The sequence below is a fragment of the Pseudomonas sp. GL_103 genome (genome assembly GCF_057835175.1).
The window spans coordinates 4,689,812-4,703,948 of record NZ_CM174420.1; the positions used below are offsets into that span (position 1 = coordinate 4,689,812).

Annotated in this window: 15 protein-coding genes; 3 read left to right on the plus strand and 12 right to left on the minus strand. The window is 60.5% G+C overall.

The window, feature by feature from the left end; translation table 11 throughout:
- Positions 1-2 precede the first annotated feature (2 nt).
- The 3 genes from ngg (at position 3) to AC3IP0_RS20945 (ending at position 3,534) form a co-directional block, all read left to right on the plus strand.
- Complete coding sequence (ngg, locus tag AC3IP0_RS20935) at positions 3-1,751, plus strand: N-acetylglutaminylglutamine synthetase (protein ID WP_489325791.1); 1,749 nt, start codon at positions 3-5, stop codon at positions 1,749-1,751.
- A gap of 156 nt (positions 1,752-1,907) precedes the next feature.
- Complete coding sequence (locus AC3IP0_RS20940) at positions 1,908-3,098, plus strand: osmoprotectant NAGGN system M42 family peptidase (RefSeq protein ID WP_489325793.1); 1,191 nt, start codon at positions 1,908-1,910, stop codon at positions 3,096-3,098.
- Between the two features lie 208 nt (positions 3,099-3,306).
- Positions 3,307-3,534, plus strand: a complete 228-nt coding sequence (locus tag AC3IP0_RS20945; RefSeq protein WP_056727184.1) for a YheU family protein — start codon at positions 3,307-3,309, stop codon at positions 3,532-3,534.
- A gap of 5 nt (positions 3,535-3,539) precedes the next feature.
- Here the strand turns inward: AC3IP0_RS20945 and csrA are convergent, their stop codons facing one another.
- From csrA to AC3IP0_RS21005, 12 genes are all read right to left on the minus strand, one after another.
- Positions 3,540-3,725 carry a carbon storage regulator CsrA gene (gene csrA / locus AC3IP0_RS20950; protein ID WP_046042574.1) on the minus strand — a complete coding sequence of 62 codons (186 nt, stop codon included), beginning with the start codon at positions 3,723-3,725 and terminating at the stop codon, positions 3,540-3,542.
- Positions 3,726-3,879: 154 nt separating this feature from the next.
- The gene (locus AC3IP0_RS20955; protein ID WP_008004345.1) at positions 3,880-4,212 is read right to left on the minus strand and encodes a YnfA family protein; all 333 of its coding nucleotides are present in this window, start codon (positions 4,210-4,212) and stop codon (positions 3,880-3,882) included.
- Positions 4,213-4,276: 64 nt separating this feature from the next.
- Positions 4,277-5,092 (minus strand): SDR family oxidoreductase, encoded by an 816-nt coding sequence (locus AC3IP0_RS20960; protein WP_489325794.1) that lies wholly within the window; start codon positions 5,090-5,092, stop codon positions 4,277-4,279.
- Between the two features lie 189 nt (positions 5,093-5,281).
- A complete protein-coding gene (locus tag AC3IP0_RS20965; RefSeq protein ID WP_489316852.1) occupies positions 5,282-7,375 on the minus strand; it encodes an LTA synthase family protein in 2,094 nt (697 codons plus the stop codon).
- A gap of 337 nt (positions 7,376-7,712) precedes the next feature.
- Positions 7,713-8,318, minus strand: coding sequence for an START domain-containing protein (locus AC3IP0_RS20970; RefSeq protein ID WP_489316853.1), 606 nt, complete (start codon positions 8,316-8,318; stop codon positions 7,713-7,715).
- Positions 8,319-8,414: 96 nt separating this feature from the next.
- Complete coding sequence (locus tag AC3IP0_RS20975) at positions 8,415-8,669, minus strand: YkgJ family cysteine cluster protein (protein WP_046037440.1); 255 nt, start codon at positions 8,667-8,669, stop codon at positions 8,415-8,417.
- Between the two features lie 166 nt (positions 8,670-8,835).
- Positions 8,836-9,315, minus strand: a complete 480-nt coding sequence (locus tag AC3IP0_RS20980) for a translation initiation factor 2 (protein ID WP_489316854.1) — start codon at positions 9,313-9,315, stop codon at positions 8,836-8,838.
- 80 nt (positions 9,316-9,395) lie between these two features.
- On the minus strand, positions 9,396-10,835 hold the full coding sequence (locus AC3IP0_RS20985) for an aminotransferase-like domain-containing protein (protein WP_489316855.1): 1,440 nt from the start codon (positions 10,833-10,835) through the stop codon (positions 9,396-9,398).
- A 267-nt stretch (positions 10,836-11,102) separates the two neighbouring features.
- Positions 11,103-11,915 carry an OmpA family protein gene (locus AC3IP0_RS20990; protein WP_489316856.1) on the minus strand — a complete coding sequence of 271 codons (813 nt, stop codon included), beginning with the start codon at positions 11,913-11,915 and terminating at the stop codon, positions 11,103-11,105.
- A complete protein-coding gene (locus tag AC3IP0_RS20995) occupies positions 11,912-12,268 on the minus strand; it encodes a DUF4398 domain-containing protein (protein WP_489316857.1) in 357 nt (118 codons plus the stop codon). Before AC3IP0_RS20995 ends, AC3IP0_RS20990 begins: the two co-directional genes overlap by 4 nt.
- 9 nt (positions 12,269-12,277) lie before the next feature.
- A complete protein-coding gene (locus AC3IP0_RS21000) occupies positions 12,278-13,126 on the minus strand; it encodes a substrate-binding periplasmic protein (protein WP_489316858.1) in 849 nt (282 codons plus the stop codon).
- 80 nt (positions 13,127-13,206) lie between these two features.
- The gene (locus AC3IP0_RS21005; protein WP_489316859.1) at positions 13,207-14,136 is read right to left on the minus strand and encodes an electron transfer flavoprotein subunit alpha/FixB family protein; all 930 of its coding nucleotides are present in this window, start codon (positions 14,134-14,136) and stop codon (positions 13,207-13,209) included.
- Position 14,137 lies beyond the last annotated feature (1 nt).

Consider the following 14,137-nt stretch of genomic DNA (forward strand, 5'->3'; position numbering starts at 1 on the left):
CGATGAAACCTCACGCCACGGCTTTCAGCCAACGCCTGTTGCGCGGCCAGTCACCCTCCTACGAACGCTTGCAGGCACGTCTGGCCGAAGATGGCAGTGAACTCGGCGGGGCGCCGATTGCCGTGCATTGCGGCTGGGGCCGCTTGTTGATCGGCCACACCTTTGCCGATGCCGCGAGCCTGGCCGGAGAGTTGCTCAACGAGCAGCCCGGCGAGCGGGACATTGCCCTGTACGTCGCCGCACCCCAGCAAGTGCTGGGTCTGGAGCCGACGCAGCTGTTCCTCGACCCGTCCGATACCTTGCGCCTGTGGTTCAGCGACTACCGTCAGGCGACCCGGGTGTTTCGCGGTTTTCGCATTCGACGCGCGCAAAGCGATGCCGACTGGCAGGCAATCAATCAGCTGTATCAGGCCCGCGGCATGTTGCCGATCGATGCCACCCTGCTCACTCCGCGCCATCTGGGCGGCCCGGTGTACTGGCTGGCTGAAGACGAGGACAGCGGCGCGGTCATCGGCAGCGTCATGGGCCTCAACCACCACAAGGCCTTCAACGATCCGGAAAACGGCAGCAGCCTGTGGTGCCTGGCGGTCGACCCGCACTGTGCGCGGCCGGGTGTCGGTGAAGTGCTGGTGCGGCATTTGATCGAACACTTCATGAGTCGCGGGCTCGCCTGCCTCGACCTGTCGGTGCTGCACGACAACCGCCAGGCGAAAAGCCTTTACGCCAAGCTCGGTTTTCGCAACCTGACGACCTTCGCCATCAAGCGCAAGAACGGCATCAATCAGCCGCTGTTTCTCGGGCCCGGCCCGGAAGCGGCGTTCAACCCGTACGCGCGGATCATTGTCGAGGAAGCACACCGTCGTGGCATAGATGTGCACGTCGATGACGCCGACGCCGGGATGTTCACCCTCAGCCATGGCGGGCGCCGGGTACGCTGCCGTGAATCCCTGAGTGACCTGACCAGCGCCGTCAGCATGACCCTGTGCCAGGACAAAAGCCTGACCCACAAAGTGCTCAAGGCAGCCGGGTTGAACCTGCCGGCGCAGCAATTGGCGGGTAGCGCCGATGACAACCTGGCCTTCCTCGATGAACACCAGCGCGTGGTGGTCAAGCCACTGGATGGTGAACAGGGCCAAGGGGTGGCTGTGGATTTGCGCACCATCGAGGAAGTGCAGCAAGCCATAGAAGCCGCTCGCCACTTCGACAGCCGCGTGCTACTGGAAAGTTTCCACGAAGGCCTGGATCTGCGCATTGTGGTGATCGGTTTTGAAGTGGTTGCCGCCGCCATTCGCCGGCCGGCCGAAGTGGTCGGCGACGGCCAGCACTCCATCGGTGCATTGATCGAAGCCCAGAGTCGGCGGCGACAAGCGGCCACAGGCGGCGAAAGCAAGATCCCGCAGGACCAGGAAACCCAGCGCACCTTGCGTGCCGCCGGATACGACTACAGCAGCATTCTGTCGGCCGGTGAGCACCTGTTCGTACGGCGCACGGCGAATCTTCATACCGGCGGCGTGCTTGAAGACGTCACGGCGATCCTGCACCCGACGCTGGTGGACGCCGCCATCCGCGCGGCCCGGGCCCTGGACATTCCCATGGTCGGCCTCGACCTGATGGTGTCCGCCGCTGACCAGCCGGACTATGTGTTTATCGAAGCCAACGAACGGGCCGGGCTGGCCAACCACGAACCGCAGCCCACGGCGGAGCGGTTTGTGGATTTGTTGTTTCCGTACAGTCAGCCGGTGGTCTCTTAGCCATGTGTTGTCAGGACTGGCCCCTTCGCGAGCAAGCCCGCTCCCACATTGGAATGCGGTCGAGTGTGGGAGCGGGTTTGCTCGCGAAGGCGGACTGACAGACAACACAACTTCCTCATCGAAACCATCGATGCGCTCAACTCATCAGGAGTTTCCATGACCAGCAAAATTCCCGAACCGGACCTCGGTTACCTGCAAAAAGTGCTGCTGGAAATGCTCGCCATTCCCAGCCCCACCGGCTTCACCGACACCATCGTGCGCTACGTCGCCGAACGCCTTGAAGAACTGGGCATTCCCTTCGAGCTGACCCGTCGCGGCACCATCCGCGCCACGCTCAAGGGCAAGAAGAACAGCCCCGACCGCGCCGTTTCCGCCCATCTGGACACCATCGGCGCGGCGGTGCGTGCAGTGAAGGACAACGGCCGCCTGACCCTCGCGCCAGTCGGCTGCTGGTCCAGCCGCTTTGCCGAGGGCAGCCGGGTCAGCCTGTTTACCGACAATGGCGTGATCCGCGGCAGCGTCTTGCCGCTGATGGCTTCCGGGCACGCATTCAATACCGCAGTGGATGAAATGCCGATCAGTTGGGATCACATCGAGTTGCGCCTGGACGCCTACTGCGCCACCCGTGCCGACTGCGAGTCGATGGGCATCAGCGTCGGCGATTTCGTCGCCTTCGACCCGCTGCCGGAGTTCACCGAAAGTGGCCACATCAGCGCCCGTCACCTCGACGACAAGGCCGGGGTGGCCGCACTGCTGGCGGCGCTCAAGGCCATCGTCGACAGTGGGGAAGAACTGATGATCGATTGCCATCCGCTGTTCACCATCACCGAAGAAACCGGCAGCGGTGCCGCAGCGGCGTTGCCCTGGGACGTCAGTGAATTCGTCGGCATCGACATCGCACCGGTCGCGCCTGGCCAACACTCCAGCGAGCACGCGGTGAGCATCGCGATGCAGGATTCCGGCGGGCCGTATGACTATCACCTGTCGCGCCATCTCCTGCGCCTGGCCAGCGACAACGAGTTGCCGGCACGCCGGGACCTGTTCCGCTACTACTTCAGCGACGCCCATTCAGCGGTGACCGCCGGCCACGACATTCGCACCGCCCTGCTCGCCTTCGGCTGCGACGCCACCCACGGTTACGAGCGCACCCACATCGACAGCCTCGCCGCCCTGAGCCGCCTGCTCGGTGCGTACATCCTCAGCCCGCCCGTGTTTGCCAGCGATGCACAACCGGCCAAGGGCTCACTGGACCGCTTCAGCCATCAGCTCGAACATGACACACAGATGGAAAGCGACACGCGGGTGCCGTCGGTGGACAGCCTGGTGGGGCAGCGGTCGGAGAGCTGAGTTGAAACACTGAGATATTCGGTGCCTGGCCTGACGCCTTCGCGAGCAAGCCCGCTCCCACATTCGACCGCATTCTCCTGGAGTAACTCGGTCAACTGTGGGAGCGGGCTTGCTCGCGAAGGCAATCTGTCAGACAACACAAGATCCCGGGCTGGCCGTCCTCACCCAATCGCCGTAGCATCGCGCCATTGATCCAACCGAGGTGCCTATGCTGATCCCCCACGACCAACTTCAAGTCGACACCCTCACCCGCCTGATCGAGGATTTCGTGACCCGCGACGGCACGGACAATGGTGACGACACCCCCCTGGAAACCCGCGTATTGCGTGTGCGTCAAGCGCTGACCAAGGGCCAGGCACTGATTGTCTTCGACCCGGAAAGCGAGCAATGCCAACTGATGCTCAAGCACGACGTACCCAAGCACCTGTTTGACTGAAGTCTTCAGCGTCCCTTGGTTTTCGCCAGTTTGTTCTGGATGCGTTCGTAGATTTCGCAGCGGTGCACATTGACGTCCTGAGGCGCTTCGACGCCAAAGCGAATGTTGTTTCCGTTGATCGCGAGAACGCGCACGGTAATGTTGTCACCGATGGAAATGGTTTCGCCCACAACACGAGTGAGTACGAGCATGAGGAGTGTCCTTCAGGGGTTTCTGGCCCTTGAAGATGCCCGGCCCGCCTTACGCCCACAATGCTCCGACAGCAAACCAGACCGGACTGACAGCCCCTGACGCACGCCACTTACGGAAAGGTCTGACAGGTCGGTTGATTGTAGGGCCGATCTGTCAGGACGCGGAGAATCGCGGCCCGAACAGGATGATGCTCGCGCCGATCACACACAGCGCCACGCCGAGCCAGTCCGAACCCAGCGGACGAATCCGCTCGACCACGGCCAACCAGCCGATTGAGGCAATGATGTAGATGCCACCGTAAGCGGCGTAGGCGCGCCCGGCATAGGTGGCTTCGATACGGGTCAGCAGCAGGGCGAACAGGGTCAGGCTCAGGAGCGCCGGCACCACCCACCACATGCTTTTACCCTGGCGCAGCCACATCCAGAAGGCAAAGCAACCGGCAATTTCGAACAGCGCGGCGAGGAAAAACCACAGGTAATTGAGCATGCAAGCGTCTCGCGAGGATGGCCGATGGCGGCCACCCTAACCACAGCGTTGCCCGCGGGCAAGTTCAGCTTGCGGATTGCCTGGCCTTGGCGCGCATTTTGTCGGCCATGACGGTCATTTCGTTGTAGAGCAATTGCGGGTTCTTCTGCTTGATCGCCCAGGCCATTCGGCCCTGTTCGTGGGGCAGGATCATGAACTCGCCGGCGGCGACCTGCCGATAGATGTAGTCGGCGATGTCGGCGGCGCTGATCGGCGAGCTTTCCAGCAACTTGCCGACCTGGGCTTTCATGGCCGGGGTCGGGCCACGGAAGGAGTCCAGCAGGTTGGTCTGGAAGAACGACGGACACACCACATGCACGCCGACTTCCTGATGCGCCAGCTCGATCAGCAGGCTTTCGGACAACGCCACCACGCCCGCCTTGGCCACGTTGTAATTGCTCATCGCCGGGCCTTGCATCAGCGCGGCCATGGACGCGATGTTGATGATCTTGCCTTGGCTTTTTTCCAGCAGTGGCAGGAAAGCCTTGCAGCCCTTGACCACACCCATCAGGTTGATCGCGATCTGCCAGTCCCAATCCTCCAGGGACAACTCACTGAAGAACCCGCCAGACGCTACACCCGCGTTATTGACGATGACATCGATGCCGCCGAGTTTGACTTCGCAGGCCTGGGCGAACGCTGTCAACTGGCTGTAATCGCGTACGTCGCAGCGCTGGATAAAACCGTCGCCGCCCGCTTCGCGGACCAGCTTGAGGGTTTCCTGCAAGCCGGGCTCGCTGACGTCCGACAAGGCCAGTTGCCAGCCTTCACGCGCCCAGCGCAGCGCGATTTCGCGACCCAGGCCAGAGCCTGCACCAGTGATCATCATGCGATTTTGCATAGCAGACAGCCTTGTTGTTCTCGGAAGATGCACCGAGTGTAGCGAAGGAAATTGCCCGACCCACGCTCCATCAGATTGCTGAATGGCCCGAGCAAACTGCGGGAGCCTTTGAAGTAACTAATAAAGATAAAAACCCGCCAGGCAAAAAAAAGAGGCCCTTGAAGGGCCTCTTTTCCATTGCGTCACAACTTAGTCCGGCTTGCCATCAACAACACCAGCGGTGTTGTCCAGCAGGCTCTTGGTCGCTGTTTGCAGGAACGCTTCGAGCTTGAGTTTCAACTCGGCGGTACGCGGCACATCAGCAATGACTTCGGCGCGAGGCTTGGCACCCAATTCATACTGATACAACTTCGGCGCCATGTCCTTGTCCTTCGGCAGGACCAGAATCTGGTCTGCGGTGAGGATGGCCGTGGTCTGCTCGCTGCCCGACGGCTTGATCACACCAATACCGGCGTCGCCTTCCGGCAGGTTGAGCAGGTCGCGTCCCCAGCACTGATGACGCACTTCGCCACCGATGCGGCCCATGATGGTCGGCACGACGTCGATCTGAGTGCCCACGGTGTGGTCACGCTGGCCGAACTTTTCCTGGATGCCCGGTGCGATCAGCAGCATCGGCACGTTGAAGCGGCCCAGGTCCATTTCGGTGATCTGCTGTTCGTTACCAAAACCGTGGTCACCGACGATGACAAACAGGGTTTCCTTGAAGTACGGCTCCTTGCGGGCCTTTTCAAAGAACTGGCCCAGTGCCCAGTCCGCGTAACGCATGGCGGTCAAGTGCTCGTTCAGGTTGCCGCGATTGGTCACGGGCTCGACCGGCAATGGCGTCGGCAAGGCGTAAGGCGTGTGGTTGGACAGGGTTTGCAGCAAGGCATAGAACGGCTTGCCGTTTTCCCGTGCCTTGAGCTCGACCAGGCCACGGTCGAACATGTCCTGGTCGGACACGCCCCAGGTCGGATCAGAGAACACCGGATTCACGAAATCGTTACGGCCGATGAAGTTGGTCATGCCCTGGTTGCTGAAGAAACCCGACTGGTTGTCCCAGGCGAAATCGCCGTTGTAGACATACACGTCGTCGAAGTCACGGGCGCTGAGCAACTGCGGCAGACCGGACAGCTTGTGGCTGCCTTCCGGGGTCTGCATCAGGTATTCGAAGCCCGGCAGGTTCGGGAAGCAGGCCATGGTGGCGAACATGCCCTGGTGGGTATGGGTGCCGTTGGAGAAGAAACGATCGAACAGCAAGCCTTCCTTCGACAGTTTGTCGAGGTACGGCGTGATGTTGCCTGGCCCACCCAGCGCACCCACCGAGTGACCGGCCATGCTTTCCATCAGGATCACGACGACGTTCTTGATCGGCAGGGTCTTGTCGGCTGGCGGGGTGTAATCGCGACGTACCGCCGCGGTCTCGCCATCCACCAGTTTGTCATCCGCCATCACCAGCATGTCGCGCACGACTTGTTGGGCTTGTGGCTGTGGCAGCGTGGCTTTCCAGATATTGTCGCGATCTTCGGACATCCGGCTCTTGGCGGCGGCGACCAGAGAAAGCGTACCGTTGAGACCCAACTGGTTGGCGAAGTTGGAATCTGTGGTGTAGACATCACCCCAGCGCATCGGCGGGCCTTGACGCAAGGTGCCACGGGCCGCGACGACGCAGATCAGCAGGCAAACCACGAACACGCCAATGCGTGCATACCACGGCGCTACCTTGCGTGTGCCGATGCTGCCGCCACTGAACGGGCCACGAGGGCGGGTCGCACGGTCGGCACCCTTGAATGCCATGCTCAGGATCACGGTACCCAGGGCCCACGCCAGCAGATAGCGGACCACCGGAAAACCATACCAGAGCATGCTGGCCACGGTTTTCGGGTCTTCCTTGACGTACTGGAAGACCAGGCCGTTGAGGCGCTGGTGGAACTCACGATAGAAGTCCATCTCCATCAGGCCCAGGAACAGCGCAATGCTGGAGACCACCGTCAGCCAGAGACGGAACAGCCCGCGTGCGGCCATGGCCCGGGCGCTGAACAAGGCCAGCAGCAACGGAATACTGAGATAGACCACCAGGCGCAGGTCGAAACGCAGACCGTTGGCGAATGCCTCGAGGAAGGTCGAGGCCGGCGTGTCGAGGATCATCGAGCTGTTGTAAGCCAGCAGCGCGACGCGTAGCAGGCTGAACATGACCATCATGACCAGGGCACACAACAGCGTGTAGGCCAGATGCGATTTGACGGTCGGTTGCAGCAGGCGACTAGAAGCTCGCTGCTGATTCAGGGCGTCCGGGATTGCCATGTCGTTTTAGGACCCATTGGAAGTTGAAGTTTCAAAAATACAGCTGCGCCTTGCCCTCTTTTCGGCCCGTACAAGGCCTGGGGGTTTGCGCGGTGCGCAAATGTTGCACGATCAACGGCAGCATTGCCATTGATAACTACCCTCATCCCGACTGTTTCATCCTGCATTCAGCAATACGCAGCGCGTTACGGGAGAGCCGGCGAATTGTCTTGGAGACCTGGTGAAAATTTCGTGCAACGCATATCCGGAAACAAATTAAAGCCTGCGCACCGGTCAAAAACGCAAACGCCCCGATCGAGCCGGGGCGTTACGAAGTCACCTCAAAAGAGCGACACAGTTACTTCTCGGCGCGTTCCTTGAGGGCTTTCAAGGTATTGAACGGGGCATCCACCACGAACTTGTTGGCCACCATCGACGGCACGCTGCCGCCCGGTTCGGTGTGCACCTGATAGGTCACTTCGATCTGGTCGCCCTTGGGTACGAACTTCCAGAAACCGTCGACCTTGGCGACCCGGACGAAGCCTTTTTCTTCAGGAATGTATTTCGGCACGCCTTCGAGCTTGCGGGTCAGGCTACCATCGGCGCCTTCGATGGTGGTGATGTGCAACACCGAATCACGGGGAGTAACCGGCCACGGGGTGTTGAACTGAGTGTAGGTCCAGCTCTGGTCACCTTCGTGCTTGAGCAGCTTCTGGGTTTTGCATTCGTGAATCCAGGCGCAGGCTCCAGGGACGTCTTCCTGCAACGCACGCAGCTTGGCCATGGTGGTCTTCATCAGCGTGACGCCCTGGTAGGCCTTGTAGTCGGAGCCGGCCACTTCACTCAGGGAGATCTTGATGCCGTCTTCGTCTTTTTTGACTTTCCAGTCTTCGGCCTGGGCCGTCGAGGTAGCCAGCACAACCGTCAAACCACACAGCACAGCCATACGATGCAGCGAACCCATAGTCTTATTCCTTATTGTTGAAGTTCCGTCCGTTGGGCTTGCACCTCCGATCACCTTCAGGTTTTTCGGAGGTGATCGGAGGTGCAAGCCCACACATCACGCCGCCGTCATTTGCTCCCACCAGCCAATCAACCGGATGGCTTCTTCGCTGCTGCTTCCGCACACCTCGGGGTCGGCCTCGAAGGCAGAACACACCGCAGGCCGTTCCGGCTGGCCGAAAATACTGCACAGGTTATCGGAGGAAAGTTGCAGGCAACGCTGCCCCGCGGCCTTGCCATTGGGCATACCGGGAATCGGCGAACTGATGGAAGGGGCAATGCAACAAGCGCCACAGCCCTCACGGCATTTCATGACGACAAGCTCCTCGCGACGAGCAATGTGTTAATGGACGGGGCACAGAGTACCCGCTTAAACAGTTGTTTTAAATTACCTGCGAGCGGGTTTTTCAACGCAAACGGGCATGACCGGCCAGTCTCCGACAAAGCGTCTGGCCTGCGGCTCGTGGATCCTGACGGGGTTACTGCTTGAACTCGAAATCCAGTGCCGCGCCTTCGACCTCGTGGCGCTCTTCATTTCGCAGTTGCAGCTGCATTTCGTTGCTGAGCAGGCGGCCGTTGAGCTGGAACTCGCTGTTGCCGCTTTTGTCACCGAACATCTGGGGTAACAAAGGTTCGCGCCTGACCAACGGCACCGTTCCGACCGGCTTGAGCTCTTGAACCATATCCTTGGGCAAGCTCAGATCCAGTTTGGCAGATGGAAGCTCAGTCTTTACCACCTCGCTGGCCGGCTTCGATTTGGAGGCAATGGGTGGACGCTTTTTCACGGGCGCAGCCTGCTTACTGGCCGCCGAGGCTTTTTTCGCAGGTGCGGTTTCTATCGGTGCGACGTGGAAACTGCCGGTTGTCTGATCCTGCTCGGTAGCGGCCACGACGGACGCCGGCTGAATACTCGCAATCAGGCAGAGCAAAAGCCAGGCGGCAGGAAAAGTCGGTTTCATGTATCCAACGGTGGGTGCAAACGGCAGAGATGCATATGCTCGCCTGTTGCAGCCCACAAGACAAGCGCAGTCGCAGCCTGTTACAAACCGCCAGCCATTTCCTGGCAGAGTTGGGTGGCCAGCATGCCCAGGGTCATCAATGCGCGCTCGGCTTCACGGTTCCACGGGATGCCGCAATTGAGCCGGATGCAGTGATTGAATTGCTCGGTATTACTGAAGATCAGTCCCGGCGCGATACTGATGCCCTGCTGCAATGCCCGCACGTGCAACTCTTGCGTGTTGACCCGCCCCGGCAGGCTGACCCACAGAATGAAGCCGCCGGTAGGCCGGGTCATCTGCGTGCCTTCAGGGAAATACTGCTGCACGGCCAGCTGGAAGGCACTGAGGTTTTTCCGGTATTCCTGACGGATGAAGCGCAAATGCCGGTCGTACCCGCCATTTTCCAGGTACGCGGCAATGCCCATCTGGGTCACGCTGCACGCGGAATGCGTACTGAAGGTCTGCAAGCGCTGGATTTCCTGCTGATACTTGCCGGCAATCATCCAGCCGATCCGCACGCCGGGCGACAGGGTCTTGGAGAAGCTCGAGCAATAGATCACCCGGTCCAGCCGATCGTAGGCCTTGAGGGACTTGGTGCGCCCCTGCTCGAACATCAGCTCACCGTAGATATCGTCTTCGACAACCTGGATATCGAAGTCCGACGCCAGGCGCAGCAATTGTTTCTGCCGCTCCTCCGGCATGGTGCCGCCCAATGGATTGCTCAGACGGGTGGTCAACACCAACGCCTTGATCGACCATTGGTTGGCCGCCAGTTGCAGGGCTTCCAGGCTCATGCCCGTGGCAGGATCGCTGGGGATCTCGATGACCTTGAGGCCCAGCAGGTCGGCCAGTTGCAGCAAGCCGTAATAGGTCGGCGACTCGGCCGCGATCAGATCGCCCGGGCGGGTCAGCACACGCAAGGACATCTGCAGCGCATCGACGCAACCGTGGGTGATCACCACTTCCGACGGATCGACCACCACGCCGGCATCGCGCATGCGGATCGCCACCTGTCGGCGCAACGGCTCGAAACCGGGGCTGAACATGTAGCTGAAGGCCCGCGGGCTATGGAAACGGGTGACCTTGGCCAATTGCTGATGCAGTGCCCGCACCGGTAAATAGTCGACACTCGGCACCGCAGCGCCCAGCGGGAAGACACCTTCACGACGGGATTCGACCAGGACTTGTTGAATGATGCTGCTGCGGGTGACCAGGCCGGGGCGCTCGACCCGGGCGATGTCCGGCGTCGGCGCGGTGAGTGCCGGTGTCTGGTGCACGTAGTAACCCGACTGCGGCCGGGCGCGGATCAGCCCCTGATCCTCGAGATTGGCATACGCCTGCAACACCGTCGCATGGCTGACATTGAGCTGCGAGCTCATCTTGCGCACCGAAGGCACGCGCTCCCCCGGCTGATAGACCCCACGGCGGATGTCTTCGGCCAGTTGTTGAGCAATACGTTGATAGAGCAAAAGATTGGTCATGACGCAGCACTCGATTTCACGGGCATTTTATTCTTGTGTGAAACAATACCGGAACAGTTTAGAAGTGTACGGGGACAGTTGCCACAATAGTCGACCGTACAGTGCAGTGTCAGCAAAATCTGTACTGTTTTGTGCGGTAATCGGCAGGCATAAAAAAACCCGGCGCTGCATGGCAGGTCGGGTTGTAGGAGCTGTCGAGTGAAACGAGGCTGCGATCTTTCCAGGCCCACTTGAGTATCAAGAGCAAGATCAAAAGATCGCAGGCTCCTACCGGGCGGCGCCGAGCTGGCCCTTTTCGTCGGAAAACACAATTTCCACCCGACGATTCTGCGCCCGGCCCCGTTCCGACGCGTTCGCGTCCACCGGGTACTCGTCGCCATAACCTTCGACCTGGATGCGCTTGTCGTCGATGCCCAGGTCCATCAGCACGTCAGCCACCGATTGCGCGCGGTCGCGGGACAGCTTGAGGTTTTCCTGCTTACCCCCGGTACTGTCCGTATAACCTTCGATCCGCACCACACGCTTGGGGTTGAGTTGCAGGAACTGCACGATCTTCAATACCACACGGTTGGCCGACGGTTTCAACTCCGCTTCGCCCGTGTCGAACAGCATGTCGCCCAATGTCATTACCAACCCGCGGTCGGTCTGGCTGGTGGTCAATGCCAGGATCTGCTCCTCGAGCCATTTGCCTTGCTGCTGCACGCTGAACAGTTTGGATTCACGCAGTGCCAGTTGCAGACGCTGCCGTTCCAGTTCGAGTTTCGCCGCCTGCTCTTCGTTGAGCACCTCATTGGTGTGCTCCCGGGCAATAGCGCTGTAGCGCTGGCTCAGGTAGGCGTAATGCACCACGTCCGAACCGCTGCCCCAATAGCTGGACAGGCGATCGGCACGGGCCAGGGACTCACCGGCGCGAATCACGTCCTTGGGGGCGATTCGCAGCACATTCGAGTCTTCCTTGACCTTCTGGAAGTCAGCACCGGCCTGCTGCAAGGCGGACTCGCTGTGCTGGCTGGCGCAGCCAAAGAGGCTCGCGCAGCCTGCCAGGATCAAACCGCCGAGGGCTTTGCTCTTGAGGCTCATTGGGCATCTCCCAGTTGCTTGCGCAGGCGGGCGATGCGGGTGTTGAGCACGTTCAACTGTTCCTCGCTCTTGGCCGTCAACACTTTGGCTTCAGCCAGGCGCGCATCGAGTTCGGCCTGTTCGGCCCGCATGCGTGCGTTTTTGAAGGATTGATCGGTCATGTTGCCCTTGGCGCGATTGAACTTGTCTTCGGCCAGTTTCATTTCCGGCACATCGTCTGCCGTGGCGCCCACGGCCTTGGCCTGTTCGAGTGCCTGCTCGGTCAGGCGAAACTGTTCATTCGGCGCAGGATCGGTTGCACAACCCACCAGGGCGGCAAAGGCCACGGCAGCGAAAAGAGGTCGAATACTCACTGAAAATCCTTACTGTTTTGGGGTACTGACGGGTTGTTGCGGGGAGCTTGGCTGTGGTTGTGAGCGTTGTGCTTTCCAACGCTCGATATTGCGCATCAGCACGGCCTCCGTCAGTCCGGACGCGGGCAATTCTGTCATCTTTTTGGCCAACTGTCCGCGCAACCACGGATCGTTGCAGGCCGAATCATGGGAAATCGCCAGGTACAGGCCAGGCTTGTCGACCGGTTGCGAGCGTGCGATCAGATCAGCGGCCATGCCCAGTGTCTGTGCAGTCGCCATGCCCGAGTAACGCCCTGCCAGTACAAACTCGACCTCGCCCAACAGCAGTGTCTGAAAGGCCTGGGTCAGGTTGGACGTGCGCGTGAGGGTCAGTTGCTGTCCGGCAAAGGTGCTGAATTGAGCGGTCATTCGGGCCTTTTCCGACACGGCACCGGGATGGCCGTGCAGGTCCTGTGCTTCGTTGTAGACCAGGGTCGAGTCCTTGCGAGTCCAGACCAGGTAGTCGTTTTCCAGCAAGGCTGGATGGATGTAGTCCAGGGTCTCCAGCTCGCTGACGGTCAACGTCGCGTCCGCCAGCATGTCCATGCGCCCGCTGCGTACTTCGTCCAGGGCCTGGGCGCGTTTGCCGGCATAAAGCAGTTCGACCTTGAGCCCCAACTCCCCCGCCACTTGCTGCAGCAAATCGGCGCTGGCACCGATCAGGTATTTGGGATTCTGCGGGTCTTGCCACAGGTACGGTTGCGCATCCGGGCTGCCGGTGACCACCAGGCGTTCGCATTTACCTGCGGCGACAGACAGCGCCGGCATAGCCGACAGTCCCAGCAGCAACGACCAGCCGCACAGGCGACGCAGATCCATGGCATCACACTCCCATTCAAATCCGGAACAAAAAAAAGCCCGACCAAAAGGCCGGGCTCTTTATAAGTGAAGCAGCCGGATTAGACCAGCTTCTCGAACTCAGGGATGGCTTCGAACAAGTCCGCCACCAGGCCGTAATCGGCCACCTGGAAGATCGGCGCTTCTTCGTCCTTGTTGATCGCAACGATCACTTTGGAGTCTTTCATGCCGGCCAGGTGCTGGATCGCGCCGGAGATACCGACGGCGATGTACAGCTGAGGAGCAACGATCTTGCCGGTCTGACCGACCTGCATGTCGTTGGGAACAAAACCTGCGTCGACCGCGGCGCGCGAAGCACCGACGGCAGCGCCCAGCTTGTCGGCCAGGGCGTACAGGTGTTTGAAGTTGTCGCCGTTCTGCATACCGCGGCCGCCGGAAACGACGATCTTGGCAGCGGTCAGTTCCGGACGATCGGACTTGGCCAGTTCTTCGCCAACGAAGCTGGAGATGCCAGCGTCGTGGGCAGCAGCAATGGCTTCAACGGCAGCGGAACCACCTTCAGCGGCAACCGGGTCGAAACCGGTGGCACGCACGGTGATCACCTTGACCGCAGCGTTCGACTGAACGGTAGCGATGGCGTTACCGGCGTAGATCGGGCGCTTGAAGGTGTCGGCGCTTTCTACCGAGATGATCTCGGAGATCTGGTCAACGTCCAGGGCAGCGGCAACGCGCGGCAGGATGTTTTTGCCGTTGGAAGTAGCGGCAGCCAGGATGTGGCTGTAGCCCTTGCCCAACTCTGCAACCAGAGGAGCGACGTTTTCCGGCAGCTGGTGAGCGTAGGCAGCGTTATCGGCCACCAGCACTTTAGCCACGCCAGCGACTTTCGCAGCGGCTTCAGCCACGGCGCCAACGCCCTGACCTGCAACCAGTACGTGCACGTCGCCGCCGATTTTGACAGCAGCGGCCACGGTGTTCAGCGTGGCCGGGGCCACTGCTTTGCCGTCGTGTTCAGCGATTACCAAGATAGTCATG

Bases quoted from the DNA above. Each gene is read 5' to 3' on its own strand.
- ngg (WP_489325791.1), top strand. From the start codon at position 3: ATGAAACCTCACGCCACGGCTTTCAGCCAACGCCTGTTGCGCGGCCAG.
- AC3IP0_RS20940 (WP_489325793.1), top strand. From the start codon at position 1,908: ATGACCAGCAAAATTCCCGAACCGGACCTCGGTTACCTGCAAAAAGTG.
- AC3IP0_RS20945 (WP_056727184.1), top strand. From the start codon at position 3,307: ATGCTGATCCCCCACGACCAACTTCAAGTCGACACCCTCACCCGCCTG.
- csrA (WP_046042574.1), bottom strand. From the start codon at position 3,725: ATGCTCGTACTCACTCGTGTTGTGGGCGAAACCATTTCCATCGGTGAC.
- AC3IP0_RS20955 (WP_008004345.1), bottom strand. From the start codon at position 4,212: ATGCTCAATTACCTGTGGTTTTTCCTCGCCGCGCTGTTCGAAATTGCC.
- AC3IP0_RS20960 (WP_489325794.1), bottom strand. From the start codon at position 5,092: ATGCAAAATCGCATGATGATCACTGGTGCAGGCTCTGGCCTGGGTCGC.
- AC3IP0_RS20965 (WP_489316852.1), bottom strand. From the start codon at position 7,375: ATGGCAATCCCGGACGCCCTGAATCAGCAGCGAGCTTCTAGTCGCCTG.
- AC3IP0_RS20970 (WP_489316853.1), bottom strand. From the start codon at position 8,318: ATGGGTTCGCTGCATCGTATGGCTGTGCTGTGTGGTTTGACGGTTGTG.
- AC3IP0_RS20975 (WP_046037440.1), bottom strand. From the start codon at position 8,669: ATGAAATGCCGTGAGGGCTGTGGCGCTTGTTGCATTGCCCCTTCCATC.
- AC3IP0_RS20980 (WP_489316854.1), bottom strand. From the start codon at position 9,315: ATGAAACCGACTTTTCCTGCCGCCTGGCTTTTGCTCTGCCTGATTGCG.
- AC3IP0_RS20985 (WP_489316855.1), bottom strand. From the start codon at position 10,835: ATGACCAATCTTTTGCTCTATCAACGTATTGCTCAACAACTGGCCGAA.
- AC3IP0_RS20990 (WP_489316856.1), bottom strand. From the start codon at position 11,915: ATGAGCCTCAAGAGCAAAGCCCTCGGCGGTTTGATCCTGGCAGGCTGC.
- AC3IP0_RS21000 (WP_489316858.1), bottom strand. From the start codon at position 13,126: ATGGATCTGCGTCGCCTGTGCGGCTGGTCGTTGCTGCTGGGACTGTCG.
- AC3IP0_RS21005 (WP_489316859.1), bottom strand. From the start codon at position 14,136: ATGACTATCTTGGTAATCGCTGAACACGACGGCAAAGCAGTGGCCCCG.